Source organism: Sphingomonas desiccabilis, from assembly GCF_004135605.1.
Classification (GTDB): Bacteria; Pseudomonadota; Alphaproteobacteria; order Sphingomonadales; family Sphingomonadaceae; genus Sphingomonas; species Sphingomonas desiccabilis.
The window spans coordinates 488,741-514,163 of sequence record NZ_SDPT01000003.1; the positions used below are offsets into that span (position 1 = coordinate 488,741).

Genomic DNA, 25,423 nt, shown 5'->3' on the forward strand with positions numbered 1-25,423 from the left:
TCTCGTCAATCCTCGCGTATCTGATAGGGATCGTGCAGGCCGAGCTGGCGAAGCGTGGTGCGCTCGATCTCTTCCATCGCCTCCGCCTCGGCGTCGTCCTGATGGTCGTAGCCTAGCAGGTGCAGGCAACCATGGACAATCAAGTGGGTTGCGTGGTCGGCGACCGAAATCCCGCGCTCCGCGGCTTCCGCCACGCACACGCCATGCGCGAGGACGATGTCGCCCAGCAGCACCTCGCCATCGTCCGAGTTCTGGGTGACCGTGTCGAGCAGGTCCGGCTGCACCATTGGGAAGGACAGCACGTTGGTCGGCTTGTCCTTGCCGCGATACTGGTGGTTGAGGCCGTGCACCTCCTCGTCGGACGTGAGGCGGATCGCGACCTCGATCACCGCCGGATCGCTGGACCAGCCGGCGTAGGGCGTGCCCGCGAACGCCGCCTCGGCCGCGCGCGTGGCGAGTGCGTCCCAGTCCAGGTCGGCGGGCCACTCGCCCTCGCGCTGTACGGCTATGTCAAGCATCGGTCGTCTTCTCGTTGTCGCAAGGGCGCACGGGTAGCCTGAGGCAAGCTCCCGTCAAGCGTCCTTCCCTTCATAGGCCTCGACGATCCGCCCGACGATCGGATGGCGGACGACGTCGGCCGCACCAAAGCGGGCGAAGGCGATTCCCTCGACCCCGTCCAGTCGCGCGGTCGCATCCGCCAGGCCCGATGCCGCCACGCCGCCGGGAAGATCGGTCTGGTTCGGATCGCCGCACACCACCATCCGGCTGTTCTGGCCGAAGCGGGTCAGGAACATCTTCATCTGCGCCGGCGTGGTGTTCTGCGCCTCGTCCAGGATCACGAACGCGTCCGCAAGCGTACGGCCGCGCATGAAGGCGATCGGGGCGATCTCGATCTCTCCGCTCGCGATCCGCCGCTCGACCTGCTCGGCGGGCAGGCAGTCGTGTAGCGCGTCGTACAGCGGGCGGAGATAGGGATCGACCTTCTCCTTCATGTCGCCGGGCAGGAAGCCGAGCTTCTCGCCGGCTTCCACCGCCGGGCGGGACAGGATGAGGCGCTGGACCGAACCGGTGATGAGCTGCGCGACTGCCTGTGCGACCGCCAGATAGGTCTTGCCGGTACCCGCCGGCCCGAGCGCGAAGATGATGTCGTGGCCGACGAGCTGGCGCATGTAGGAGGCCTGCGCTGCGGTGCGCGGCACGATCGTCTTCTTGCGCGTCCGGATCATGATCGACGATCCTGCGCCACCGCCGTCCGCGCGGACGATGCCTTCCAGCGTCGGCTGCTCGGTCATGGCGATCACCGCGTCGATCAGGCCAGGGTCGATCTCCTCGCCGCGCAGGATCCGATGGTGCAGCTCCTGCAGCACTTCGCGCGCGCGGGCGACCGAATCGGCCGATCCCTCGATCCCCACCCGGTCGCCGCGCGCGGTGATGTAGACGCCCAGCCGCTCTTCGAGCGCGAGCAGGTTGCTGTCGAACTCGCCGAACAGGCGGGGCAACAACTGGGGCTTGTCGAAGCTGACCTCGACCCGGCTGCGATCGCCGGAGCGGGCGGGAACGGGCTTGCGACTCATGCGATCCTTTCGTGGCGGATGCGGCAGGGGGCGGGCACTGCCCCCGGAACGAACATGCGAGCGTCAGCCGCCACGAACGTGCGCGGCCGGTGGTTGGTTGCGTCGAAGCGGAACGGTCGGGGTGCCAGGCTGCATGCCCCAAAGATTGTGGCAGAGCGCGGCGTCGGCGGACAGGGGGAATATGGGGACTCTGCACACGGCGCCAAGACCGGCGCTGCGTGAAAATCTGCGAGGGGCTCCCGGCCGCTGCCGATCAGGCGGCGGCTGCCACGCGTTCCCTGCCGGACAGCGATACCGGGCCTGCAGCGACCAGATCGACCTCCACGAGGTCGCCGATGCGGGCGTCGGTGATCAGGTGGACGGACTGGAGCCAGGGCGACTTGCCGAGCATCTGGCCCGGCAGCTTGCCTCGGCGCTCGATCAGCACCTGCGTGGCGCGACCGACTGCCGCCGCGTTGAACGCCTGCTGGTCGCGCAGCAGAGCCGCCTGCAGCTGCTGCAGCCGGTCGTCCATGACGTCGGCAGGCACGGGACCCGCATAGTCTGCCGCGGGGGTGCCGGGCCGCGGGCTGTATTTGAAGCTGAACGCCTGCGCATAGCCGACCGCGTCGACGAGGCGCAGCGTGTCGGCGAACTCCGCGTCCGTCTCGCCCGGGAAGCCGACGATGAAGTCGCCCGACAGCGCGATGTCCGGCCGCACCGCACGGACCCGATCGAGCAGGCGCAGATAGCCGTCGCGCGTGTGGCTGCGGTTCATGGCCTTCAGCACGCGGTCGCTGCCCGACTGCACCGGCAGGTGGAGGTAGGGCATCAGCTTCTCGACATCGCCGTGCGCGTCGATCAGCCCCTGGGTCATGTCGTTGGGATGGCTGGTGGTGTAGCGGATCCGCGCCAGGCCGGGCAGCCGATCGAGCGCGCGGATGAGGCCGTCCAGACCTTGGGTGCGGCCGGCCTCGTCCTCGCCCGTCCAGGCGTTGACGTTCTGCCCGAGCAGCGTGATCTCGCGCGCGCCCGCATCCACCAGCGCCCGCGCCTCGTCCATGAGCGCAGCCCAGGGGCGGCTGACTTCGGCACCGCGGGTGTAGGGCACGACGCAGTAGGTGCAGAATTTGTCGCAACCCTCCTGCACGGTCAGGAAGGCGGTGGGTCCGGAGCGCCGGCGAGGAGCGAGCGCGCCGAACTTCGACTCGGGCGGCATGTCCGTGTCGATTGCCAGCTGCCCGCTGCCTGCCTCGGCAACCAGCGACGGCAGGTTGTGATAGGCCTGCGGGCCCACCACCACGTCCACCTTTGCCCGGCGCGCGATTTCGGCCCCCTCGGCCTGGGCGACGCAGCCCGCGACCGCGATCATCGGGCGGGATCCGTCCTCGCGGCGCAGCCGGCCGATGTCCGAATAGACCTTCTCGGTCGCCCGCTCCCGGATGTGGCAGGTGTTGAGCACGACCAGGTCGGCCTCCGCCGCATCCGTTGCCACGGTCATGCCCTGCGCGGTCATCAATTCGGCCATGCGCTCGCCGTCATAGACGTTCATCTGGCAGCCGAAGGATTTGACGTGAAAGCTTTTCGGGGGCGTGCTCATGGGGGCGGGCCTATACCCGGCTTTGGTCCCCGCTGCCAGCTTGCGCCGCCTCCATCCGCCGCCGCGCCTCGGCCGCGATCCCCTTGCGACCGAGCCCGGCGGGATCGAAGGGTTCGAGGAAGCGGATCGTGAGCGGGATGGTGCCGGCGCGCGAAACCAGCCGGACCGCATTGTGGATCCCGGATTCGCCGCCGATCCAGCCCACCTCGGGAGTCGCGCTTCCATAGTCGAGCACGGCCGGCTGGATGCGAAGTCCCGGCGGGGGAGGGTCGGCGACCGCCAGCAGCGAGGCCTTGAAGGGCAGCATCGCCGTGCCGTCCCCGGTGGTGCCTTCGGGAAAGATGGTGACCGGGCGGCCGCCCAGTGCGCGGCGAAGCGAGTCCACCTGCGCGGCCACCCCCAGGCGGTCGCCCCGCTCCACGAAGAGCGTGTCGTTGAGGCGGCACAGCCAGCCGACGAGCGGTGCCGACTGGAGCTCACCCTTGGCGACGAAGGTGCTGCCGGACGCGCCCGCGATGGCGAGGATGTCGAGCCAGCTCTGGTGGTTCGCGAGCAGCAGGACGTTCTGCTGCAGCGGGCGGCCGAGGACGCGCACGCGCGCACCTGCAAGCCAGGCGACGCAGCCGAGGAAACGGGGCGGCCATGGGGAAGGCCGGCGGAAAAGCCGCCACAGCCCGTGCAGCGCCAGCGCGCCAAGGAGGCAGGCGAGGATCGCCGCCAGGCGTCCGGCGAAGCGAACGTGCCCGGCCAGGCCGGGCACCGGGTCAGCCCTTGCGTTCGAGGCTGACGCCATAGAGCTCCATGCGGTGATCGACGAGGCGGAAGCCCAGCCGTTCGGCGATCTGCTTCTGGAGGAGTTCGAGTTCCGGATCGACGAATTCGATGACCTTGCCGGTCTCGACGTCGATCAGGTGGTCGTGGTGGGATTCGGGGGAGGGCTCATACCGAGCCCGTCCATCGCCGAAGTCGTGGCGGTCGAGAATCCCGGCCTCCTCGAACAGCCGCACCGTCCGATAGACGGTGGCGATCGAGATGCCGGGGTCGATGGCAGAGGCCCGCTCGTAGACCTTCTCGACGTCCGGATGGTCTTCCGCTTCCGACAGCACGCGCGCGATCACGCGGCGCTGCTCGGTGATGCGCAGCCCCTTTTCCTGACACAGCGCCTCGAGGTCGATCCTGCGCGGCATTCCTTCTCCGTCTTTCAGTGCAGCCCGACATCTAGCGGATGGTGGCCGCTTCGGGAAGCGGGCTTGGCCGCCCGTCCGCCCTCAGGGCGAAGGAGCGGCACGAAGCCCGTGCGAGGGCCAGGGATCAGCGCTTCCGGTTGGTGCCCAGGCCGATCGCCTTGGCGAGGCTGCGACGCTGTTCGGCATAGTTGGGGGCGACCATCGGATAGTCGGCCGGCAGGCCCCACTTGGCGCGATACTGGTCCGGAGTCATCTGGTAGTGCGTCATCAGGTGACGCTTCAGCATCTTGAGCTTCTTGCCGTCCTCGAGGCAGACGATGAAGTCGGGCTTCACCGATGCGCGGATCGGCACCGCCGGCTCCTGCTTCGCCTCGGGTGCGGTGTTCGCGCCACCCAGCGTGGTGAGCGCGCCATGAACATTCTGGATCAGCGACGGCAGGTCGGCGAGCGACACGCTGTTGTTGCTGACATGGGCTGCCACGATATCGGCCGTGTACGCGATCAGCGCGTCGGCCGGCGGCTGCTGGACTTCCATTCTACTACCCTTTCAACAAGAACGGCAAAACACCGCCGTCCCCGTTCGGACCTATTCACCTCGTGCGACTGAATCGCAACAGCGGTGAGGATGATATTTTTGCAACGAATTGTTTCGTTACAGTTCAGGGGATGGTGCGCGCATAGCTGTGCGCATCAAAAGCCTCTCCGGCCCGGCCCCGATAGTATCGCGGCCGCTCGCCTACTTTGGCGAAACCTTCGCGCTTGTAGAGCTCTACGGCGGCATTGCCCGCGCGGACCTCAAGATGCAAGCGCGACAGCGTCCGGCGTCGCGCTTCGTCGATCACGGAGCGCAGCAGCATGCCGCCCACGCCCCGTCCTCGCGCGGCCGGGCGGGTCGCGATCAGCAGGAGTTCGCCCTCGTCCATCACCGACCGGGACAGCGCAAAGCCGGCGAGGCCCTCGTCGTGCTCCGCCAGGGTCAGCCAGACGCCCGGCAGCGACAACATGCCCAGGCACTGGGCCGGGGTCCATGCCTCTCCGAAGCGGGCGTCGAACGCCTCGCGCATCACGATCGAGACCGCATCGAGATCGGCGACCGAGCCGGCGCGTAGCGTGACGGGATCGGGTTTCCGGCTCACGGCTGGGGCAGCTTCGCGTCCGGCGCACGACCGTAGAGGGGGCGGGGCGCCAGGGTGGCGAGCGCCGCCGGCAGCAGACGCGCATCGCGCGCGTCGGGGAGCGCTTCCGCGGCGGCGATCCCGGCGTCGAGCGCCAGGAGCCGATGCACGCCGTTGCCCACTGCCAGTCGCCCGGCCAGTCGCTCCAGCGCAGCCTCGGGACGCAGCGATGCGAACGGCGCCGCCTGGTTCAGCGGATCGGCGGTGAATTCCTGCACGAACACCTCGCCATGCCCGCCCTCCAGAACCACCGCCAGCGTGTCGGCCGAAAGCCGACGGTCGAACGCACCCGCCGCGACCAGCGCCAGCGAAGAGAAGCCGAAAACCTGCGCGCCCCATCCGATCGCCAGGCCTCGTGCCGCGGCCAACCCCACCCGGACTCCGGTGAAGCTGCCGGGGCCGCAGTCGACCAGGATCCGCTCGGCGCGTCCGGCGCCGGGAAGTTCGGCGATCATCGGCACCAGCCGTTCGGCATGGCCGCGGCCGACCACGACATGCCGGAAGTCCAGGATGCGATCGTCTTCCATCACCGCGACCGAGCAGGCGGCGGTCGCGGTCTCGATTACGAGCGTACGCAAGGGGTCAGGCGATCGTGTTGAACCGGTCGAACGCCGGTCGCGGCAGGCGCTCGTGCAGCCGCGACGGGTCGCCATGGCCGAGCACTGCGATGAAGTTGGAGCGGACGGCCGGCGTTCCGCTGAAGAAAGCCTTGTCCACCGCGCCATTGTCGAAGCCGGACATGGGGCCCACGTCCAGGCCGAGCGCGCGGGCGGCGATGATCAGATAGGCACCCTGCAGCGTCGAGTTCCGCATGGCCGACACCTGGCGCAGCTCCGCATTGCCGTCGAACCACGCCTTGGCATTCGCATGCGGAAACAGCTCGGGCAGATGCTCGTGGAACTCGGTGTCCATGCCGACGATCACCGCGACGGGCGCCTGGCGCACCTTGTCGGCATTGCTGTCGCTGCAGCAGGCGGCGAGCCGCTCCCGCGCCTCCGGCGACACGCACCAGACCAGCCGCGCCGGCAGCTGGTTGGCCGAGGTCGGCCCCATCTTCATCAGGTCCCAGATCGCCTCCAGCTCCGCCTCGGTGACAGGCTGTTCGGTGAAATGGGTGTGGCTGCGGGCGGTGCGGAAGATCGTGTTGAGCGCGGCGTCGTCCAGCTTCGCCATCAGACGGCCCGCACTTCGGTGACTTCGGGGACGTAGTATTTGAGCAGCTGCTCGATGCCGTTCTTCAGCGTCGCGCTGGACGACGGGCAACCGGAGCAGGCGCCCTGCATCTGGAGGTAGACCTTGCCCTTGTCGAATCCGCGATAGACGATGTCACCGCCGTCGTTGGCGACTGCCGGCCGCACGCGCGTCTCGATCAGCTCGCGGATCTGCGCGACGATGTCGGCATCTTCCGGATTGTCGACGATGTCGCTTTCGGCCGGCGGCACCGCAAAACCGGCGCTGCCCTGACGGAACAGCGGCATCGCGGCCGAGAAATGGTCGAGCAGGATCGCGACCACGTCCGGCTTCAGGCTCGGCCACTCCACGCCTGGTGCGGCGGTGACCGAGACGAAGTCGCGCCCGAAGAACACGCCGGTCACGTCCCCCAGGGCGAAGATCGCTTCGGCAAGCGGCGATACCTCCGCTTCTTCCGGCGTCGCGAAGTCGCGGGTGCCGGTTTCCATCACGACCCGGCCCGGAAGGAACTTCAGGGTCGCGGGATTGGGCGTCGGTTCGGTCTCGATCAACATGACCGTCATTTGGCGTGCCGATGGGGCAGGATCAAGCGGACGCCGGAAACGATCCGTTCGGAGCGGGCGACGAGCCGGCGTGCGGGGACCGGTGCCAGGCGAGCAGGTTGCGCCGCGCCTCCTGGACGAAGGCCGAGCGACGGACCAGATCAAGCAGCAGGTCCGCGATCCAGCGGCCGGGCTGGCGCAGGGGACGCTTGAACTGGATCAGCAGCACCACGCGGGTGCTTTGGGTGTCGTTCCACACCTCATGCTCATAGGTGTCGTCGAACACCAGGGTCTCGCCCTCGGCCCAGCGCAGCACGCGATTGTCGAGGCGCATGCGCACGTCGCCGTCGCGCGGGACCACCAGCGCCAGGTGGCAGGTGATCAGCCCCTTGGTGACGCCGCGGTGCGCGGGGATGTGGCTGCCCGGTGCCAGGATCGAGAACATCGCGTTGGTGAGGCCGGGGATGCCGCGCAGCGCGCGGGCGGTGACGGGACAGCGCGCGAGGTTCGCGTCCATGGCATAGCCATAGCCGCACAGCACGAACGACCGCCACCGATCGACGGCCGCGAGCGTGCAGGGGTCTGGCGAAATGGCGGCGAGCGAAGGGGCGGCGCCTTCGGGCAGCGCAACCCGCTCCGCCTCTTCCCGAATGGCCTCCCACTGGCCGCGGAGCTCCCGGGTCCAGGGAAAGGCACGTACGTCCAGCACGGGCGCGTTGGAGACCAGCGAGGACGCGCGGATCAGGCGATCGAAGACGTGGCGCAGCCGCTTGCCGGCACGCAGGACGAGCGAATGCTGTGCCTGGCGGTTCGCCAGCGCATCGCCTGCCTCGTTCTCTGCCGGTTGTGCTGTGCGGTGCATCGTCCCTCCCTTCGGCTTGCAACGCTGCGCTGCAGAAAAGGCGAAAAGGTGGCGGTCGCGTGGAAGATCATGTCCCCCGCTTTTCCGGCGTTTCCGAGCACTTGCTCCTGCCGCGCTGGCGGTGCCGGGAAAAGCCCGCTACGCTTGGCGCATGGCATTCCCTGTACGCGTACGCCGGATCGCGCTGCCGCTTCTGGCCCTGATCGCCACCACGCCGCTCGTTGCGCAGACGGCGCCCCCGCCCGCACCGCAGCAGCAGAGCCCGAAGTTGCCGCCGTTGCAGCCGGTGGCCCAGGGACCGGATACCCCCTGGCTTTTCAAGGGCAGCGACATCCCGCCCGACCGGTCCTGGACCTATGGGGTGCTGCCGAACGGCCTGCGCTACGCCGTCCGCCACAATGGCGTGCCGCCGGGGCAGATCGCGATCCGCGTCGCGATCGACGCGGGCTCGCTGATGGAGACGGAGCAGGAGCGCGGCTTTGCCCACCTGCTGGAGCATCTCTCGTTCCGAGGCTCGATGCATGTGCCCGATGGCGAGTCGAAGCGCGTTTGGCAGCGGCTGGGCGTGACGTTCGGCTCGGACACCAACGCGGCGACCAGCTTCACCCAGACGGTCTACAAGCTCGACCTTCCGGGTGCCACCCAGGCGGGGCTGGACGAGAGCATGAAGATCCTGGCCGGCATGATGGCCGAGCCCACGATCACCCCGGTGTCGCTCAATGCCGAGCGCCCGGTGGTGCTCGCCGAGCAGCGCGAGCAGCCGGGGCCGCAGCTGCGGCTGGGCGACGCCACGCGCGCACTCTTCTTTGCCGGCCAGCCGCTCGCCGATCGTTCGCCCATCGGCAATGTTGAAACGCTGCAGGCGGCGACAGCCGACATGGTCCGCGCCTTCCACGACCGCTGGTACCGCCCCGACCGGGCGGTGGTGGTGATCGCCGGCGACGCCGATCCCAAGCTGCTCGAGGCGGCGGTGGTGAAGCATTTCTCCGGCTGGCAGGCGAAGGGGCCGGCGCCCCGGAACCCGGACCTCGGCAAGCCCAAGGCCGGCGGACCGTTGAGCGCCGTGGTGAACGAACCGGCGCTGCCGACTCTGGTGCAGATGGCGACGGTGCGGCCCTGGACCGTCGGCAACGACACCATTGTCTTCAACCAGGAGCGCATGGTCGACCAGATCGCCATCCGGATCATCAACCGCCGCCTGGAAAGCCGGGCGCGGGCCGGCGCCAGCTACATCAGCGCGGGTGCCGACCTGGAAGACGTGTCGCGTTCGGCCAACATCACGGCGATCTCGATCCTGCCGGTGGGGAACGACTGGGAAGCGGCCGTTCGCGACGTACGCGCCACCATTGCGAGTGCCCTCCGCAATCCGCCCTCGCAGCAGGAAATCGACCGCGAGGTGGGCGAGATCCGCGCCGCCATGGAGAACGCAGTCGCGACGTCGCGCGTCGATGCGGGCGCCAAGCTCGCGGACAATCTGGTGGAAGCGGTCGACATCCGCGAAACGGTCGCGGGACCCGAGATGTCGCTGCGCATCTTCGACGGCGCCGTAGCAGGCAAGTTCTTCACCCCCGCCAAGGTGCAGGCGGCGACCCGCAAGGTCTTCGAGGGCGTCGAGACCCGCGCGCTGGTGAACACGCCGACGCCGGATCCGGCAGCGGTGAACAAGCTCGCAGCCGCGATCCAGGCGGATGTGACGGCAGCCGCCGAGAAGCGCGGCCCGCAGCGGACCGTGAAGTTCGACGAGCTTCCCAAGCTCGGCGCACCGGGCAAGGTCACCGGCCGGAGCGTGGTGCTCACCGACCCGCAGATCGAGAAGGTGAGCTTCGCCAACGGCGTCAACCTGCTGATGTTCCCGAACAATTCGGAAACGGGCAAGGTCTATGTCCAGGTCCGCTTCGGCCGCGGGATGAGCGCGCTCCCCTCGGATCGCATGACCCCCGCCTTCGCCGGCGACCTCGCGCTGGTCGCAAGCGGCGTGGGCAAGTTCGGCCAGGAGGAACTCGATCGCCTGACCGGGGATCGCCAGATCGGCTTGTCGTTCGGCATGCAGGAAGACGCGTTCGTGCTGGGCGGCATCACCACGGCGGCCGACCTCAACGACCAGCTGCGGCTGATCGCGACCAAGCTCGCTGCCCCCGGCTGGGATCCCGCGCCCGTGGCGCGGGCCCGTGCGGTGATGCTGGCGAGCTATGAGAGCCAGTCCTCCTCGCCGGTTGGCGTGCTCCAGCGGGACCTGGAGGGATTGCTCCATGCGAACGATCCGCGCTGGGCCTCGCCGGACCGCAAGGACATCGAGGCGCTCGATGCAGCACGGTTCCGTGCCTTCTGGGAGCCGCTGCTCGCCAGCGGTCCCATCGAGGTGCAGGTCTTTGGCGACACCACGGCCGATGCCACCATCGCGGCGGTCGCCAGCACCTTTGGTGCGCTGAAGCCGCGGCCCGCGGCGCCGGCGGCCAACATCAACGTGCGGTTTCCGGATCATGTGGCGACCCCGGTCGTGCGCACCCATACCGGCCAGCCCAACCAGGCCGCGGCGGTGATCGCCTGGCCGACGGGGGGTGGCAGCGCGGGGCTGACGGAAAGCCGGAAGCTCGAATTGCTCGCCGCGGTCTTCCGCGATCGGTTGCTCGACAAGCTGCGCTCGGAAGCGGGGGTGAGCTATACGCCCAACGTCTCCACCGACTGGCCCGTGGGCCTGCCGAGCGGCGGCAAGATCCTGGCGATCGGTGCGGTGCCGCCCGACAAGACGGATTTCTTCTTTCAGCTCGCACGCGGGATCGCGGCGGACCTGGTGGCGAACCCGATCACCGAGGACGAACTGCGGCGGGCACAGGCGCCGGTGCTTCAATTCATCGCGCGGGTGTCGAGCGGCAACATGTTCTGGATGCAGCAGACCGCCGGCGGCACGCTCGATCCCAAGCGGATCGATGCGATCAACACCATCGCCTCGGACATCGGCACGACGACCGCCGCCGATATCCAGGCGCTGGCGGTGAAGTATCTCCGCCCGGAGAAGGACTGGTCGCTGGTGATCGTGCCGGAGAAGAAGGCGAACTAGGTTCGTCGTGGCCGGCGCAGGCAGGGGCAGGATACGCAGGCTAGGTGCTTGGGGTCCTCGCCTCGTGCCTGCGCAGGAGCACCGTGCGGAGGCCATCCCGACTTGCCCCGGCTGCCGCGGCGCCGGCGCTGTCCTGCCCACTTCCGGGCTCCTGCGAAGGCAGGAGCCCGGGGTCGCCAGGCTCGGTGCGGGCGGCTCTGCCAGGCCTTGGCAGGCGCCGGGCTACGCCTTGTAGAGCGCGTCCAGTTTCTCGCCATAGACCTGGCGCAGTATGTGGCGGCGGATCTTTAGGCTGGGGGTGAGCTGCTCGTTCTCGATGGTGAACGGCCGGTCCGCCACGATGAAGCGGCGAATTCGCTCCGTCACGGTCAGGTCTTGGTTCACCCGGTCCACTGCCGCGTTCAACGCCGCGCGATAGCCGCTGTCCTCCGCCAGCCGCTTGAAATCGCAGACCGCGCGGTTGGCCGCGCACCATTCCTGCGTCCACTCCGGATCGGGCACGATCACCGCGACCATGTAGGGGCGGCGATCGCCCGCGATCATCGCCTGGGAGATCTCGGGCTGGAGGGTGAGCATGCCCTCCACCTTCTGCGGGGCGACGTTCTCGCCCTTGTCGTTGACGATGATGTCCTTCTTGCGGTCAGTGATCTTGATGCGACCCGCCTCGTCGATCAGGCCGATGTCGCCGGTGTGCAGCCAGCCATCCTTGAGCACGCGCGCAGTTTCGTCCTCGTTGCGCCAATAGCCGTGCATCACCAGTTCGCCGCGCACCAGGATTTCGCCGTCCTCGGCGATGCGCACTTCGGTGTTGGCGAGCGGCGGGCCGACGCTGTCCATGCGGACGCCTGCCGACGGGCGGTTGCACGAGATCACCGGCGCAGCCTCGGTCTGGCCATAGCCCTGGAGGAAGGTGACCCCCAGCGCCTGGAAGAACAGCCCCACCTCCGGATTGAGCGGTGCGCCGCCAGAGACCATCGCCTTCATCCGCCCGCCGAAGCGCTTGGCGATCTTGGGCCGGAACAGGGTCCGCACCGCCAGCTGCGCCGGTCGATCGGTTAGGCGCAGGCGACCCTCGCTCTCCTTGTTGCCCAGTTCGATCGCCTTGCCGAGCAGATAGGCGGCCATGCCGCCCTGTTTCTCGACCGCCTTGGTGATCCGGGTGCGCAGCACTTCGAAAAGCCGCGGCACGACGAACATGATCGTCGGGCGCACCTCCTCGATATTGGCGGCGAGCTTGTCGAGCCCCTCGGCATAATAGATCTGCCCGCCCAAGCCGATCGCGAAATGCTGGCCGCCGGTATGCTCATAGGCGTGGCTCAGCGGCAGGAAGGACAGGAACACCTCGTCGTCCCACCCGAAATCCTCGGCGATCACCGCCGAGCAGCCGGCCACGTTGTGCAGGATCGCGCCGTGGTGCTGCATGACCCCGCGGGGCGCGCCGCCGGTGCCGCTGGTGTAGATGATGCAGGCGAGGTCCTCGCGCTGGAAGCTCGCCTCGCCCGCAGCCGCGTCGGGGCTTGCGGGATGGTCGGCGATCAGCTGATGCCAGCCGTGGAACTCGATGCTGCCGGGCTGGACCAGGCGAACGTCCTCGATCCCGATGATCTTCTGCGGGGTGGAGGCGTGGAGGGCGGCAGGGATCAGCTCGCGCGCGAGCTTGGCGGTGGAGACGATCGCGGCGCAGGCGCCCGAATTCTCCATGATGTGCTGGTGGTCGCGCTGGGTGTTGGTGACATAGGTCGGCACCGTGATGCAGCCAGCGGCCATGATGGCGAGGTCGGAGATGCACCATTCGGGGCGGTTCTCCGACACCAGCATCACCCGGTCTCCGCGCTTGAGCCCAAGCGCCTTCAGGCCCGCGGCGAGGCTGGCGACCTGGCGCGCGGCCTCCGCCCAGCTGGTCGGCTGCCATTCGCCCCCGGCCTTGTGCCACAGGAAGGGCTTGTCGCCGTTCTCGCGCGCACGCGCGAAGAACATCGTGACGAGATTCGGGAAATGCTCGAGGGTACGCATGGCCTCTCCTGCCGCCCCGGCGTCCGTGCGCCGGGGACTTGCCTGTTGGTTATTCCGGGGGACGGGTTCCGAAGCCGCCGACCCGCTTGATGTCGACGACCGTGCCGTCCTGCCGCATCGCGACGCCCTCGCTGCGCGGATCGGCACCGCCGACCCAGCGACCGCGCAGGCGCTCCACCGCATTCGCCTTCAAGCCGAGCGGCGCGATCCGGACCGGCTCGCCCAGCGCCTTCAGCGCCGGTGCCATGGCGTCCAGCTGCGTGCCCTGCTCGAGCGTCGCGATCTGACCCGGCGCATAGATCAGCCCCAGGCCGATCGCGTCCTGCGCCGTCATCCGCCAATCTATCACCGCGATCACCGCCTTGGCGACCTGCGCGATGATGGTGGATCCGCCCGCCGCACCGATCACCAGGCGGACCTTGCCGTCCGGGCCGTAGACGATGGTCGGCGACATGGAACTGCGCGGCCGCTTGCCGCCCTCCACGCGGTTGGCGACCAGATGGCCGTTCTTTTCCGGCACGATGTCGAAGTCGGTCAGCTCGTTGTTGAGCATGGTGCCGTTCACCGACAGGCCCGATCCGAAATAGCCCTCGATCGTCGACGTGACGGACACCGCGTTGCCGCGCGCGTCGGTTGCCGAGACGTGGGTCGTCCCCGGCACTTCGCTCTGCTGGACCCGAATGCGGGCAGGAGCGCCTGCGGGCATGCCGGGCGTCGCGCTCGCCATCGTGCGGTCGGGCGAAATCAGGGCCGACCGTGCGGCGATGTACTTGGGGTCGAGCAGGCCCTCGACCGGCACCGTCTCATGGTCGGGATCGGCCAGGTACATGTCTCGGTCGGCATAGGCGAGCCGCTGGCTCTCGGCGATCAGGTGCCAGGCGACCGGCGAGTCCTTGCCCAGCTTCGCCATGTCGAAGCGTTCGAGCTGCTTCAGGATCATCAGCACCGCGACTCCGCCCGACGAAGGAGGACCCATGCCGCAGATGCGATAGGCACGGTAGCTGCCGCACACCGGCGCGCGTTCCTTGGCATCGTAGCTGGCGAGGTCGCCCGCCGTCATCTTCGACGGGTTGCGCGCGGAGGTGTTGACCGCGGTGACGAGCTTCTGCGCGTCCGGTCCCACATAGAAGCTGTCCGGACCCAGTCGCGCCAGGCGCTCGAACAAGGCCGCCTGTTCGGGGTTCTTGATCAGCGTGCCCACCGGCAGCGCCTCGCCGTCCGGCGTGCGATATTTGGCCCGCGCCCAGGGGTCGATGTGGCTGCCGAACCGGTCGATGCCGGTGTTGAGCCGCTGGGTGATGCGAAAGCCGTCGCGGGCGAGGCGGATCGCCGGTTCGAACAGCTTAGCCCAAGGGAGCTTGCCGGCGCGGGCGTGCGCCATCGCCCATTCGCGAAGGTTGCCCGGGACACCGACGCTGCGCCCGCCCGGCACGGCCGCGGAATGGCTCAGTGGGTTGCCGTCGGGCGCGTAGAACCAGTGCGGATCGGCCGCGGCCGGAGCCGCCTCCCGCCCGTCGATGGTCAGGAGCTTGCCGGTCCGGGCATCATGCCCGACCCAGAAGCCGCCGCCGCCGACGCCGGAGTTCTGCGGTTCGACCACGTTGAGCGCGAGCAGCGTCGCGATCGCGGCGTCGGTGGCGCTGCCGCCGGCGCGCAGCATCTCGACACCCGCCGCCGCGGCGCGCGGGTCCGATGCGCTGACCATGCCTTGCACCGCCTGCTGGGCGATACGGGCGGGACGGGCGACCTGAGCATCCGCAACGACTGGGAGGGCGAGCAGCAATGCTGCACAGCTGAGAAAACGCTTCATGCGTGAAGGAGTAGCCGCGATTGTCCCGGGTGCAAAGGCGAGGGGGACACGGCCGAAGCCGTGCCCCCGTCCTCAGCCGCGTCGGGTCGCCGCCGCGTAGAGCGCGATCGCCGCGGCGTTGGAGACGTTCAGGCTCTCCACCTTGCTGCTGATCGGCAGCCTGGCGAGGACGTCGCAATGCGCCTCGGTGTTCTGGCGCATGCCTTCGCCCTCGGCGCCCAGCACCAGCGCGACCTTGGGGCTGCCGAGCGCCTGGTCGAGCGTGGTCTCGGTGTTGCCGGTCAGGCCGATGCGCCAGTAGCCGGCTTCCGAAATCTCCTCCAGCGCGCGGGCCAGGTTTACCACGCGCACCCAGGGCACCACTTCGAGCGCGCCGGACGCGGTGCGTGCGACGGTGCCGGATTCGGGTGGTGCATGCCGGTCCTGCGTCACGATGCCGAGTGCGTCGAACGCGGCGGCGGAACGCAGGATCGCGCCGACATTGTGCGGATCCGTCACCTGATCGAGCACCAGCAGCGGGCGGGTGTCATCGGCACCCTGCTGAAGCAGGTCGCCCAGCCAGATGTCCTCTAGCGGATCGACCTCGGCGACCATCCCCTGGTGCGGGGCGTCGCTGGGTACGAGCCGGCCCAGGTCGGCCGCTTCCGCATAGATCACGGTCAGCGTGGAGGGCAGGTCGAGCCGCGACAAGGCCTCATGGGTGCCCCACAGCTTGCGAACGGTGCGCTCGGGATTGGCGAGCGCGGCGAGCACCGCGTGGCGCCCCCAAAAACGGGGGCGCTGGGCGGAACCCTGGCTCGGTCGATGGCCGCGTCGTGCCATGCTCAGTCCTCCGCCTTCGGCCAGGCGTACGGGTCGGTGACCTTCGGCTGGCGGGGCAGCGGCGGCTTCGGCAGCGGCTTGTCCGCATTGGCGGCATTCAGGAGGAAGGATGCCATGATGATCGACGCTTGACGCAGATCCTCGCCCTTCAGATGGTCGAAGGTATCGGCATTGGTGTGGTGGATGCGGCTGCCATAGTCCAGCGGGTCCTGGATGAACTGGAAGCCCTGGAGCCCGATCGACTGGAAGAAATAGTGATCGGTGCTCGACGTACGGCGCATCGCGACGGTGCCCGCCCCCATCGCTTGGAACGGCGCGAACCATTCGCGGAAGATCGGCACGGCTGCCTGGTTGTTCTCGGCATAGATGCCGCGGATCTTGCCCGAGCCGTTGTCGAGGTTGAAATAGGCGGCGAGCTGGTCGTAGCCCGGCTTCTTCGTGATCGGCCAGCGCGAGGTCCAGCCATAGAAGCGGGCCAGGCCGGTCGTCGGTGCCGTCGCGGCGGGCGCGCGCGTGGCGATGTGCTGCTCAATATAGGCGAGCGAGCCGAGCAGCCCCTGTTCCTCACCGTTCCACAGCGCGAAGCGGATCGTCCGCTTCGGCCGCACCCCCATTTGCGAGAGGATGCGGGCGGCTTCCATCACCACGGCGGAACCCGCGGCATTGTCGGAAGCGCCATCGCCGGCCGCCCAGCTGTCGAGATGGGCGCCGGCCATCACATAGCCGGCCTTGGGATCGGTGCCCGGAATGTCGGCCAGGATGTTGTACGCCTGTACGTCGCTGTCGTCGAAGCGGACGTTGCTGGTCACTTCCAGCGTCGGCGCCTGGCCCACGCGGGCGAGGCGGGCGAGCCGGCGATAATCCTCGGCCGCGATCTCGATGCCCGGCGTCGCCGGGGTCTGGCCCCGTCCGAACAGATAGCCGCTGCCGTGCAGCAGCATGCCGTCGCGGCTGGACATGGTCGCCATCGCCACCGCGCCCTCGCTCTTGAGGAACGCGTCGAGCTTGAGCGAGAAGTCGAGCCGCTTGAGCCGGCGGTCCGCTGCATCCGGATCATTGACCGGCGCTTCGAAGAAGTCCTGGTCGTTGAGTTCCTGCTGGCTGAGGCGGCGGAAAGCGGGACGGTCCGGCTCCGAGCCGGTGTCCGGCTGGGTCACCAGCACGATCTTGCCCGCGAGCTGACCGCGGTAGCGGGCGAAATCCGCTTCTTTGGTCATCGGCGCGACGATCACCGGCGCGGTGATGGTGCCGTTGGTGCCGGGAGTCCAGGCGATCGGGATCGCGGTCAGCTCGATCGGGCGCGGGGTTACCATGCGCACGCTCGAGCTGACGATCGACCAGCCGCGGCCGAACTCGAACCCTTCCTTGTGGACGTTCCGCAGGCCCCATTCGCGGAACTTGGACTGGGTCCATTCCTCTGCCTGGCGCATGCCGGGCGAGTTGGTGAGGCGCGGGCCGATCACGTCGGTCAGGTGCTGCGCGATCGGCATCACTTCCGACTGGTTGGTCCCCTCCTCGATGATCCGGGTGACGGCGTCGCGATCGACCGACTGGGCGGCGAGGGGTGCGGCAAGAGGCGTGGCGGCAACAGTGGCGAACAAGGCAAGGGTAAGCGCGCGCATCGGGTTCCGTTCGTGGGAGGGAAGAGAAAAAGCGTCGCTGGGACGCTATGCGGGCCAGGAAAGGCGCGCAAGCCGTTGACAGCGGCCGGATCGGACGGCAATGGGCCACCTCGCTTCAGCGAAGCGGCCCCGTGGAAGGGTGGCCGAGTGGTTAAAGGCAGCAGACTGTAAATCTGCCCACGCAAGTGTACGCTGGTTCGAATCCAGCCCCTTCCACCATCCGCCCCCGGCGCGGCGGATCGGTTCTCCCGGACAAAGGGACACCTGCGCTGCCGACCCCCATCCTCTTCGTTTTTGCCGCGGCGCTCGAAATCGGCGGATGCTTTGCGTTCTGGAAATGGGCGCGGCTCGGCGCCTCGCCGCTGTGGCTGATCCCCGGCATGATTGCGCTGGCGGGGTTCGCCTGGATCCTCACCTTCGCCGACACTCCCGCGGCGGCGCGTGCGTATGCGGCCTATGGTGGCATTTACGTCGCAAGCTCGCTCGGCTGGATGTGGCTGGTCGAGGGGCTGCGCCCGGATCGCTTCGACCTGATCGGCGGCGGGTTGTGTCTGCTGGGATGCTTGGCGATCCTGTTCGGGCCGCGGTGACGGGATAACCTCCAGGCCTTCTTTGTCTTCGCTTCCGGTCCATCCACCCCGTTTGTCTTTTATTCTTCCGTTTGCCTCGAGTAGCCGTCGAGCCTGTCGAGACGGCGTACCGAGATGACGGTTGTGGTGGCTCTCTCGATACGGGCTCTCGACAAGCTCAATCCCTACTCGAGACAAACGGGATTGGTGGAAGGGGGAGGAGGCATTCTTCCCGACACTGGCTGAGCCGCCGTCGGGGCCTCTTGCGTCCACCGCGTGGCGCGGCTACCTCCGGCGCATCGGGCGGGTATAGCACAATGGTAGTGCAGCAGCCTTCCAAGCTGAATACACGGGTTCGATTCCCGTTACCCGCTCCACCTTCCTTCCGCCTCAGCCCGCCACGGCGTCCGCGCCGCGCGATTGCCGGAGCTGCGGACCAGCCCTAGAGAGCGCCGCCATGGCCCGCATCGAAACGCCCCACCCCATCCGCGGCACCCAGGACATCTTCGGCGAAGACCAGCGCCGCTTCGGCCGCGTGGTCGAAGCGTTCGAGCGCGTCCGCCGGCTCTATTGCTTCGGCCGCGTCGAGCTGCCGGTGTTCGAATCGACCGCCGTGTTCGCGCGCTCGCTGGGCGAAACCACCGACGTCGTCTCCAAGGAGATGTACAGCTTCGAGGACCGCGGCGGCGATTCGCTGACCCTGCGCCCGGAGTTCACCGCCGGCATCGCCCGCGCCTATCTGACCGACGGCTGGCAGCAATACGCGCCGCTCAAGATCGCGACCCATGGCCCGGTGTTCCGCTACGAGCGGCCGCAGAAGGGGCGCTACCGCCAGTTTCACCAGATCGATGCCGAGGTGATCGGCGCGGCCGAGCCCGGTGCCGACGTCGAGCTGCTCGCCTTCGCCGACCAGCTGCTGCGCGAGCTTGGCATCGAGGGCGTGACGCTGCAGCTCAACACGCTGGGCGACGCAGATACCCGCGACGCGTGGCGCGCCTCGCTGGTCGCGCATTTCGAGGCGCATCGCGACGTGCTGAGCGAGGACAGCCTCGCCCGGCTCGACAAGAATCCGTTGCGCATCCTCGATTCCAAGGACCCGCGCGATCGTCCGGTCGCGGACAGCGCGCCCGGGATCGATGACTATCTGACGCCGGAAGCGCGCGACTTCTTCGCGGCCGTCACCGCGGGGCTCGATGCCGCGGGCGTGGCGTGGACGCGCAACGACCGGCTGGTGCGCGGGCTCGACTACTACCGCCACACCGCGTTCGAGTTCGTCACCGACCGGCTGGGCGCACAAGGCACGGTGCTGGCGGGCGGCCGCTACGACGGGCTGATCGGCTCGCTCGGTGGCCCCGAGACGCCGGGCGTGGGCTGGGCGGCCGGGATCGAGCGGCTGGCGATGCTGCTCGACGGTGCTCCGGCGCCCCAACTGGACGTGGCGGTGGTGGTCGAGGACGAGCGCGCGTTTGGCGAGGGCATCGCCACGGTCGCACGGCTGCGCAAGGCGGGGCTGGTCGCCGACCTTGTCGCGACCGGATCGCCGCGCAAGCGCTACGACAAGGCGCTCAAGCTGGAGCCGGCCGAGACGGTCTCGCTGCGATTCGAGGGCGAGGCGTCTGCGGCCGCCTTCCGCACGCTGCGCGGGGAGCCGCGTGCCGAGCAGGCGCTGCGCCAGGCATGACCGCCATCTCCCCCGATCGCATCGCGCAGATCGAGGCACGGCGCGACGAGTTGCAGGCGCTGATGGCGACCGGCGAGCTGCCGGGCGACCGCTTCGTTCAGGTCTCGAAGGAATATGCCGAGCTGGAGCCGGTGGCCGAGGCCGCGGGCGCGGTGCGGCGGCTGCGTGCCGAGGCCGAATCGCTGGAGGAGATGAGCCAGGACGGCGACGAGGAACTGCGCCGCCTCGCGGCCGAGGAGCTGCACGAGAATCGCGAGCGGCTGGCCGCGGCCGAGCGTGCGCTGGCACTGGCGCTGCTGCCGCGCGATGCGGCCGATGAACGCCCGGCGATGCTCGAAATCCGCGCCGGTACCGGCGGCGACGAGGCGGCGCTGTTCGCGGGCGACCTGTTCCGCATGTACCAGCGCTACGCCGACACGCGCGGCTGGCGGGTGGAGATGATCTCGGCCAGCGCCTCCGATGCGGGCGGGTTCAAGGAAGTCGTCGCCTCGGTGACGGGGCAGGGCGTGTTCGCGCGCCTCAAGTTCGAGAGCGGCGTTCATCGGGTGCAGCGCGTGCCGGTGACCGAAAGCGGCGGGCGCATCCACACCTCCGCCGCGACCGTCGCGGTGTTGCCCGAGGCCGAGGAGGTCGACGTCCAGATCGACGACAAGGACCTGCGCATCGACGTCTATCGCTCGTCGGGGCCGGGCGGCCAGTCGGTCAACACTACCGACTCCGCCGTGCGCATCACCCACCTGCCGACCGGGCTGGTGGTGATCCAGCAGGACGAGAAGTCGCAGCACAAGAACAAGGCCAAGGCGCTCAAGGTGCTTCGTACCCGGCTGTACGAAGCGGAGCGGGAGCGGCTCGCCTCCGAACGCTCGGGCACGCGCAAGGCGATGGTCGGATCGGGCGACCGCTCCGAGCGCATCCGCACCTACAACTTCCCGCAGGGGCGGGTGACCGACCACCGCATCAACCTGACGCTGCATCGCCTGCCCGAAATCCTGGAGGGCGAAATGGACGAGCTGATCGGCGCGCTGATCGCCGAGGACGAGGCGGAGCGGCTGGCGACGCTCGACGCGGCGTGACCGCCGCCGGGCTCGACGCGGCGTGACGACCGCTGCGGACGCGGTGCGGGAGGCGGCGCAGCGCATCGCCGTCGTGTCCGACACGCCGCGGCTCGATGCCGAACTGCTGATGGCGCACGCGATGGGCGTCGAGCGCAACGCGCTGCTGCTCGGACGGCTCGCCGATGCCGTGCCGGCCGGCTTCGAGGCGCTGGTCGAAGCGCGGCTCGCGCACACGCCAGTCGCCTATCTGACCGGCACCCGCGCCTTCTGGACGATCGATCTGGAGGTGGGACCCGGCGCGCTGGTACCGCGCGCCGACAGCGAGACGCTGATCGAGGCTGCGGTGGCGCACTTCGTGGATCGCGCGCCGACGAGCGTGCTCGACCTGGGCACCGGGCCCGGCACGCTGCTGCTCGCCGCGTTGGACCACTGGCCGCAGGCGCAAGGGCTGGGCGTCGATCGCTCGCCCGAAGCGCTCGCCTTTGCCCGCCGCAATGCCGGGCGGCTCGGCATGGGCCGGCGGGCGCGCTTCATGCTGGGAGACTGGGCGGCGGCGCTGGACGCGCGGTTCGACCTGGTTCTCACCAACCCGCCTTATATCGGCACCGACGAGCGGCTGCCGCAGGAGGTGGTGGGGCATGAGCCGGCCGGCGCCTTGTTCGCCGGGGCGGACGGGTTGGACGCCTATCGCCTGCTCGCGCCCCAGCTCGCGCGGTTGATCGCCCCAGGCGGGGTCGCCGTGGTGGAGATCGGCTTCACCCAGGCGGAGCCGGTATCGGCGCTGCTGCGTGCCCAGGGGCTCTCGACACGCGTTGCGCAGGATCTGGGTGGGCGACCTCGCGCGATCGTTGCCGGTTGAATCCGGCGGTGGCACCCCCATATTTCCCCTTGGAGATCGCCCATGCAGCCGCTAAGACCGGGGCGGGGCAAGCCACCTTCGACCAGTCACAGGTGAGTTCGGGGCACTGCCCCCTCCAGCGTCATGCGCGCCACTGCGGTCCGGTGGCCATGGCAGACGGGGTCGCGCAAGGGCGCGCCTCCGCGACAGGCAGCATCCGGGATCGACAGGATCGACGGACAGTTTTGAACGGGACACACACACGTTGATAAACAACCGGCAAGCCGGCCGCCGTCGCGGCCGTGGTGGGCAGCGTCCTCAAGGCGGGGGCAACCCCGGCCGTTCCGATAACGGCAATCGCATCGACAGTCGTGCACGCGGCAATGCCGCGCAGCTGCTGGAAAAGTACAAGAACCTGGCTCGCGACGCGCAGATGCAGGGCGATCGGGTGAACTCGGAATATTATTTCCAGTTCGCCGATCATTACTTCCGCGTGCTCAACGACAATCGCGCCCGGGTCGAAGAGAACCAGCGCCAGCGCGGCGATTTCGCCTCCGATGACGAGGGCGAGGAGTTCGAGTTCGAGGGCGAGAACGGCGGCAACGATCGTCCGCAGCGCGAGGAGCGGGGCCAGCGCGAGGAACGTCCCCGCCGCGAAGACCGAGCCCAGCGCGAGGATCGTCCGCAGCGGGACGCACGTCCGCGGGCCGAACGCGCGCCGCGCGGCGAGCGTCCGTCGGTAGCGCAGACCGAGGTGGATGGTGCTCCCGTGGAGCAGCTCCAGCTGGTGACCGCCGAAGCCGCCAACGATGTCGACGTGCAGCCGGTGGAGACGGAGGCGCGCGCGCCCCGTGCCCGCCCGCGTGCCCGTCGCCGGGACGCCGAGCAGCCGGTCGAGGCTGCGGCCGAGGCCCACGGGATCGATGCGGACCGGCTGCCGCCGGCGCTCGGTGCTGTGGAAGGCGAGGGCGAAGAGCGTCCCCGCCGCCGCCGCCGTCTCCGGGCCGACGACGAGGTGATGCCGCCGGCCGCCTGAAGCCGAGCGCACGCGTGAGACAAGGGGCCGGTACCGCAGCCAGCGGTGCCGGCCCTTTTGCTATTCGGTGTCGGGGACGTTGGACTCTGGCTGGTCCTTCCGCGCGAACCGGTCGACTGCAGCATCGTGGCCCGTGCCCGAGCTCAGGAAGATCAGCCCCATCAGCACTGCCGCCATCAGCACCGACAGGCCGACGCCCAGCGCGGTCGCGATCGCCATGTGGATCGGCAGCGGACCGACGAGGTGCCACAGCAATGCCACGGCGACGGCCGCGGCGAGTGCCGCGACGGCGGCCATCCACTTCAGCAGCCGCCGAAACCGGCTCCAGGCGAAGCGCGCATAGGTCGGATCGTCCAGCGGATCGCGGTCATCGTGCAGCATCGTCTTGCAATCCCATCCAAACATGGGATGCTCAACCCTCGTCGATGCACGCGGCGGCAGAGGAGGGTGCGATGACCATCGCGGTGATCCTGAGCGGCAAGGGCCATGACGTGGTCTCGATCGATGCCGGAAGAACCGTGGGCGACGCCGTCCACCTGCTCGCGGAACGCCGGATCGGCGCCGTACCGGTGGTCCAGGGAGACTCGATCCTCGGCGTCTTTTCGGAACGCGACGTGATCGGCTGCCTCCACCACGGCGGCGCGGCGACGCTCGATCGTCCGGTGACCGCGGCCATGACGGCGCCCGCCGTCACCGTCTCGCCGCAGGAGCCTGTGCTCGCGGCTCTGTCGTTGATGACGCACCGGCGCATCCGCCATCTTCCCGTGGTCGAATCGGGGCGTCTCGTCGGCATCGTCTCGATCGGCGACCTCGTGAAGCACCGGATCGAGGGGATCGAAGCCGAGGCGCAGGCGATGCGCGCCTATATCGGCAGCTGAGCGAGGGCCTCAGCCGCGCCGCGATCGGGCCAGCGCCAGTGCCTCGGCCAGCAACCCGCGTCCAAAGGTGAGCATCCAGCCGGCGTAGATCAGCGCACCGGCCGGGACCAGGATGGCCAGCCGCAGCAAGGGCGCGAGCGGCGGCAGCAACCGGTCAACCAGCAGCACCGCCAGCGCCATGCCGACGCTTCCCAGCAAGGGCTGCGAGACGGCCGAAGCGAGTGCCCCTGCACGCACGCCGATCACCGGCAGCGTCCGCCACGCGCAAAGGGCGAGGTACAGGGGGGCGGTCGCCAACCAGGCGGCGGCGAGACCCATGACGCCATGGCGCACGCCGACGAGGAAGGCGATCGGCAGCAGGATCGCCCCGATCGCTCCGTTGCCCGCGCTGATGCCGGGCCGCCCGCAAGCATCGCATGCCGGCGCGAACAGGATCTGAAGCGTCAGGAACGGCATGGCGAGCGCGAGCAGCCCCACGACGGGGCCGGTCTCCAGCCACTTCTCGCCCAGCATCACCGAGACCAGCGGCTCGGCCACGACTGCCAGCCCGAGGTAGAAGGGCATCGCCAGCAGCAGCACCATGCGGACCCCCATCAGGAATGCGGCGGCGACCGAGCTGCGATCGTGCTGGATGCGGGCATAGGCGGAAAAGGCGACGTCGTTGATCGGCGGCACGAACTTCGCGACCAGGATCTGCGCCAGGAACAGGCTCGTCGTGTAGATGCCCAGCGCATGGGCGTCGAGGTGGCGGCCGGCAACGAAGACATCGGCCTGGCTCTGGATGACCCAGAACAGCTGGCCCGTCGCCATCAGGACCCCATAGCGCGCGATCCCGCCGGCACCTCGAAAGTCGAAGCTCGGGCGTACCCATGCACGCGCCGCGACCATCATGCCGACGGCACGCGTCCCGAACAGCACCATCGGCGCCAGCACCAAGGTCCAGACGCCGAGGCCCCCAAGCGCACCGCCGAGAGCCGCAAGCGCACCGAGCACGGCCGAGAGCAGGTTCACCGCCGCCTGGCGCCGGAAGTCCATGGCGCGGCTCAGCAGCGCATAGGGAAAGGCGATGAACGGCGTGGCGAGGTAGAGCAGCGCCTGCACGCGCAGCAGTTCGGCGACCTGGGGATGGCGGAAATAGGCGGCCGCGAGCGGGGCTCCCGCCACCTGGAGGATGGCGAGCGTCCCGTTCAGCACCAGCAGCATTCCGAACAGCTGCCGGATCGCGCAATCATCGACCTCGGGCTTCTGGATCAAGGCGCTCGCAAGGCCGTAGCCGTTCAGCATGTTGAGCACGACCAGCACGACCTGGGTCATGGCGAACAGGCCGTAGTCCTGGGGGCTCAGGATGCGGATCACGAGGAAGGTAGACGCCCATGCGATCAGCTGGCCGGCGATCTGCGTGCCCGAACGCCACAGAATCGCAGAGCGAACCTGGTGCCGCAGCGATTCGGCGGGGCGATTCGTCTCCTGAAGGGGCGCATCCATGGTTCTGGCCTATGCCGAGCCGGAGCCGCGCGCCACAAAAACCGCGGGAATCCGCCGTTTCTCGACCGCAGTGCAACATTTTTGAAAAATGGGTTTGACGGGTGTGGGGAGTGCGTCTAGAGACCCGTTCACCGCAGCGGCGCACCGAACGGAGCGCTTGCTGGGTCGCGAAAAACCTGGTGCTGAGCGCCTCTTGAAAGAGGGGTTTGCTGGAGCGCCGGCGTTTTGTTCTTTGACATTGTTGGTTAAGATGAAGGGACATGTGGGCGGCGGCTCCGGTATGCCACGTTTTCAAGGCGTGGTGTGGTCGGTTAAAGCTTAAGCCAGTTCATGTGTCCTATTACATATCCACAGTATATGTGATGTGCAGGAATTGGCTCCTTGAAGTGAGCTGCTTGATCCTCGTTATTCCGCGGGGATTGGGTGGAACATCAAACTTGAGAGTT

At 68.7% G+C, this 25,423-nt stretch carries 24 protein-coding genes and 2 tRNA genes; 9 read left to right on the forward strand and 17 right to left on the reverse strand.

The window, feature by feature from the left end:
- Positions 1-5 precede the first annotated feature (5 nt).
- From ybeY to EO081_RS15825, 11 genes are all read right to left on the reverse strand, one after another.
- A complete protein-coding gene (gene ybeY, locus EO081_RS15775) occupies positions 6-518 on the reverse strand; it encodes an rRNA maturation RNase YbeY (RefSeq protein WP_129343266.1) in 513 nt (170 codons plus the stop codon).
- A gap of 54 nt (positions 519-572) precedes the next feature.
- A complete protein-coding gene (locus EO081_RS15780) occupies positions 573-1,574 on the reverse strand; it encodes a PhoH family protein (RefSeq protein WP_129343268.1) in 1,002 nt (333 codons plus the stop codon).
- Positions 1,575-1,827: 253 nt separating this feature from the next.
- Positions 1,828-3,153, reverse strand: a complete 1,326-nt coding sequence (gene miaB, locus EO081_RS15785; RefSeq protein ID WP_129343270.1) for a tRNA (N6-isopentenyl adenosine(37)-C2)-methylthiotransferase MiaB — start codon at positions 3,151-3,153, stop codon at positions 1,828-1,830.
- A 10-nt stretch (positions 3,154-3,163) separates the two neighbouring features.
- Positions 3,164-3,913, reverse strand: coding sequence for a lysophospholipid acyltransferase family protein (locus EO081_RS15790; protein WP_240697725.1), 750 nt, complete (start codon positions 3,911-3,913; stop codon positions 3,164-3,166).
- A gap of 4 nt (positions 3,914-3,917) precedes the next feature.
- On the reverse strand, positions 3,918-4,340 hold the full coding sequence (locus tag EO081_RS15795) for a Fur family transcriptional regulator (protein WP_129343272.1): 423 nt from the start codon (positions 4,338-4,340) through the stop codon (positions 3,918-3,920).
- Between the two features lie 124 nt (positions 4,341-4,464).
- Positions 4,465-4,875 carry a Ros/MucR family transcriptional regulator gene (locus EO081_RS15800; protein ID WP_125959299.1) on the reverse strand — a complete coding sequence of 137 codons (411 nt, stop codon included), beginning with the start codon at positions 4,873-4,875 and terminating at the stop codon, positions 4,465-4,467.
- Between the two features lie 124 nt (positions 4,876-4,999).
- Positions 5,000-5,476, reverse strand: a complete 477-nt coding sequence (gene rimI, locus EO081_RS15805; RefSeq protein WP_240697726.1) for a ribosomal protein S18-alanine N-acetyltransferase — start codon at positions 5,474-5,476, stop codon at positions 5,000-5,002.
- Complete coding sequence (tsaB, locus tag EO081_RS15810) at positions 5,473-6,093, reverse strand: tRNA (adenosine(37)-N6)-threonylcarbamoyltransferase complex dimerization subunit type 1 TsaB (protein ID WP_129343274.1); 621 nt, start codon at positions 6,091-6,093, stop codon at positions 5,473-5,475. Before tsaB ends, rimI begins: the two co-directional genes overlap by 4 nt.
- Positions 6,094-6,097: 4 nt before the next feature.
- Positions 6,098-6,688 carry a malonic semialdehyde reductase gene (locus EO081_RS15815; RefSeq protein WP_183947995.1) on the reverse strand — a complete coding sequence of 197 codons (591 nt, stop codon included), beginning with the start codon at positions 6,686-6,688 and terminating at the stop codon, positions 6,098-6,100.
- Positions 6,688-7,260, reverse strand: coding sequence for a NifU family protein (locus tag EO081_RS15820; RefSeq protein WP_129343387.1), 573 nt, complete (start codon positions 7,258-7,260; stop codon positions 6,688-6,690). Before EO081_RS15820 ends, EO081_RS15815 begins: the two co-directional genes overlap by 1 nt.
- A gap of 31 nt (positions 7,261-7,291) precedes the next feature.
- Positions 7,292-8,110: an aspartyl/asparaginyl beta-hydroxylase domain-containing protein gene (locus EO081_RS15825; protein ID WP_129343276.1), complete on the reverse strand. Its 819-nt coding sequence runs from the start codon at positions 8,108-8,110 to the stop codon at positions 7,292-7,294.
- A gap of 151 nt (positions 8,111-8,261) precedes the next feature.
- Between EO081_RS15825 and EO081_RS15830 the strand changes: the two genes are divergently transcribed.
- Positions 8,262-11,168: a M16 family metallopeptidase gene (locus tag EO081_RS15830; RefSeq protein ID WP_129343278.1), complete on the forward strand. Its 2,907-nt coding sequence runs from the start codon at positions 8,262-8,264 to the stop codon at positions 11,166-11,168.
- Between the two features lie 222 nt (positions 11,169-11,390).
- Here EO081_RS15830 and EO081_RS15835 read toward each other — a convergent pair whose 3' ends face one another.
- The 4 genes from EO081_RS15835 to EO081_RS15850 all read right to left on the reverse strand — a co-directional run bounded on the left by EO081_RS15835 (position 11,391) and on the right by EO081_RS15850 (position 17,435).
- Positions 11,391-13,181 (reverse strand): AMP-dependent synthetase/ligase, encoded by a 1,791-nt coding sequence (locus EO081_RS15835; protein WP_129343280.1) that lies wholly within the window; start codon positions 13,179-13,181, stop codon positions 11,391-11,393.
- 49 nt (positions 13,182-13,230) lie between these two features.
- Positions 13,231-14,991 (reverse strand): gamma-glutamyltransferase, encoded by a 1,761-nt coding sequence (gene ggt, locus EO081_RS15840; RefSeq protein ID WP_129343282.1) that lies wholly within the window; start codon positions 14,989-14,991, stop codon positions 13,231-13,233.
- A 72-nt stretch (positions 14,992-15,063) separates the two neighbouring features.
- Positions 15,064-15,813, reverse strand: coding sequence for a 23S rRNA (guanosine(2251)-2'-O)-methyltransferase RlmB (gene rlmB, locus EO081_RS15845; protein ID WP_129343284.1), 750 nt, complete (start codon positions 15,811-15,813; stop codon positions 15,064-15,066).
- A 2-nt stretch (positions 15,814-15,815) separates the two neighbouring features.
- On the reverse strand, positions 15,816-17,435 hold the full coding sequence (locus EO081_RS15850) for a M20/M25/M40 family metallo-hydrolase (protein WP_129343286.1): 1,620 nt from the start codon (positions 17,433-17,435) through the stop codon (positions 15,816-15,818).
- 133 nt (positions 17,436-17,568) lie between these two features.
- On the opposite strand from EO081_RS15850, the gene EO081_RS15855 reads away from it, so the two are divergent.
- The 7 genes from EO081_RS15855 to EO081_RS15885 all read left to right on the forward strand — a co-directional run bounded on the left by EO081_RS15855 (position 17,569) and on the right by EO081_RS15885 (position 22,614).
- A tRNA-Tyr gene (locus EO081_RS15855) sits at positions 17,569-17,654 on the forward strand.
- Between the two features lie 50 nt (positions 17,655-17,704).
- Positions 17,705-18,025 carry a YnfA family protein gene (locus tag EO081_RS15860; protein WP_129343389.1) on the forward strand — a complete coding sequence of 107 codons (321 nt, stop codon included), beginning with the start codon at positions 17,705-17,707 and terminating at the stop codon, positions 18,023-18,025.
- 282 nt (positions 18,026-18,307) lie between these two features.
- Positions 18,308-18,381: transfer RNA gene (locus EO081_RS15865), tRNA-Gly, on the forward strand.
- 80 nt (positions 18,382-18,461) lie between these two features.
- Complete coding sequence (gene hisS / locus EO081_RS15870; protein WP_129343288.1) at positions 18,462-19,685, forward strand: histidine--tRNA ligase; 1,224 nt, start codon at positions 18,462-18,464, stop codon at positions 19,683-19,685.
- Positions 19,682-20,758, forward strand: coding sequence for a peptide chain release factor 1 (gene prfA / locus EO081_RS15875; protein ID WP_129343290.1), 1,077 nt, complete (start codon positions 19,682-19,684; stop codon positions 20,756-20,758). Before hisS ends, prfA begins: the two co-directional genes overlap by 4 nt.
- 22 nt (positions 20,759-20,780) lie before the next feature.
- Positions 20,781-21,599 carry a peptide chain release factor N(5)-glutamine methyltransferase gene (prmC, locus tag EO081_RS15880; protein ID WP_129343292.1) on the forward strand — a complete coding sequence of 273 codons (819 nt, stop codon included), beginning with the start codon at positions 20,781-20,783 and terminating at the stop codon, positions 21,597-21,599.
- Between the two features lie 244 nt (positions 21,600-21,843).
- On the forward strand, positions 21,844-22,614 hold the full coding sequence (locus tag EO081_RS15885; protein ID WP_129343294.1) for a DUF4167 domain-containing protein: 771 nt from the start codon (positions 21,844-21,846) through the stop codon (positions 22,612-22,614).
- A 60-nt stretch (positions 22,615-22,674) separates the two neighbouring features.
- On the opposite strand, the gene EO081_RS15890 is transcribed toward EO081_RS15885, so the two are convergent.
- Positions 22,675-22,995, reverse strand: coding sequence for a hypothetical protein (locus EO081_RS15890; protein WP_129343296.1), 321 nt, complete (start codon positions 22,993-22,995; stop codon positions 22,675-22,677).
- A gap of 71 nt (positions 22,996-23,066) precedes the next feature.
- Between EO081_RS15890 and EO081_RS15895 the strand changes: the two genes are divergently transcribed.
- Entirely contained in the window at positions 23,067-23,492 is a 426-nt protein-coding gene (locus EO081_RS15895; protein ID WP_129343298.1) for a CBS domain-containing protein, read from the forward strand.
- A gap of 9 nt (positions 23,493-23,501) precedes the next feature.
- Here the strand turns inward: EO081_RS15895 and EO081_RS15900 are convergent, their stop codons facing one another.
- Complete coding sequence (locus tag EO081_RS15900; protein WP_129343300.1) at positions 23,502-24,977, reverse strand: lipopolysaccharide biosynthesis protein; 1,476 nt, start codon at positions 24,975-24,977, stop codon at positions 23,502-23,504.
- Positions 24,978-25,423 lie beyond the last annotated feature (446 nt).

What these genes read in the sequence shown, in the direction of transcription:
- ybeY (WP_129343266.1), bottom strand. Translation starts at nt 518, where the DNA reads ATGCTTGACATAGCCGTACAGCGCGAGGGCGAGTGGCCCGCCGACCTG.
- EO081_RS15780 (WP_129343268.1), bottom strand. Translation starts at nt 1,574, where the DNA reads ATGAGTCGCAAGCCCGTTCCCGCCCGCTCCGGCGATCGCAGCCGGGTC.
- miaB (WP_129343270.1), bottom strand. Translation starts at nt 3,153, where the DNA reads ATGAGCACGCCCCCGAAAAGCTTTCACGTCAAATCCTTCGGCTGCCAG.
- EO081_RS15795 (WP_129343272.1), bottom strand. Translation starts at nt 4,340, where the DNA reads ATGCCGCGCAGGATCGACCTCGAGGCGCTGTGTCAGGAAAAGGGGCTG.
- EO081_RS15800 (WP_125959299.1), bottom strand. Translation starts at nt 4,875, where the DNA reads ATGGAAGTCCAGCAGCCGCCGGCCGACGCGCTGATCGCGTACACGGCC.
- EO081_RS15815 (WP_183947995.1), bottom strand. Translation starts at nt 6,688, where the DNA reads ATGGCGAAGCTGGACGACGCCGCGCTCAACACGATCTTCCGCACCGCC.
- EO081_RS15820 (WP_129343387.1), bottom strand. Translation starts at nt 7,260, where the DNA reads ATGTTGATCGAGACCGAACCGACGCCCAATCCCGCGACCCTGAAGTTC.
- EO081_RS15825 (WP_129343276.1), bottom strand. Translation starts at nt 8,110, where the DNA reads ATGCACCGCACAGCACAACCGGCAGAGAACGAGGCAGGCGATGCGCTG.
- EO081_RS15830 (WP_129343278.1), top strand. Translation starts at nt 8,262, where the DNA reads ATGGCATTCCCTGTACGCGTACGCCGGATCGCGCTGCCGCTTCTGGCC.
- EO081_RS15835 (WP_129343280.1), bottom strand. Translation starts at nt 13,181, where the DNA reads ATGCGTACCCTCGAGCATTTCCCGAATCTCGTCACGATGTTCTTCGCG.
- ggt (WP_129343282.1), bottom strand. Translation starts at nt 14,991, where the DNA reads ATGAAGCGTTTTCTCAGCTGTGCAGCATTGCTGCTCGCCCTCCCAGTC.
- rlmB (WP_129343284.1), bottom strand. Translation starts at nt 15,813, where the DNA reads ATGGCACGACGCGGCCATCGACCGAGCCAGGGTTCCGCCCAGCGCCCC.
- EO081_RS15850 (WP_129343286.1), bottom strand. Translation starts at nt 17,435, where the DNA reads ATGCGCGCGCTTACCCTTGCCTTGTTCGCCACTGTTGCCGCCACGCCT.
- hisS (WP_129343288.1), top strand. Translation starts at nt 18,462, where the DNA reads ATGGCCCGCATCGAAACGCCCCACCCCATCCGCGGCACCCAGGACATC.
- prfA (WP_129343290.1), top strand. Translation starts at nt 19,682, where the DNA reads ATGACCGCCATCTCCCCCGATCGCATCGCGCAGATCGAGGCACGGCGC.
- EO081_RS15890 (WP_129343296.1), bottom strand. Translation starts at nt 22,995, where the DNA reads ATGCTGCACGATGACCGCGATCCGCTGGACGATCCGACCTATGCGCGC.
- EO081_RS15895 (WP_129343298.1), top strand. Translation starts at nt 23,067, where the DNA reads ATGACCATCGCGGTGATCCTGAGCGGCAAGGGCCATGACGTGGTCTCG.
- EO081_RS15900 (WP_129343300.1), bottom strand. Translation starts at nt 24,977, where the DNA reads ATGGATGCGCCCCTTCAGGAGACGAATCGCCCCGCCGAATCGCTGCGG.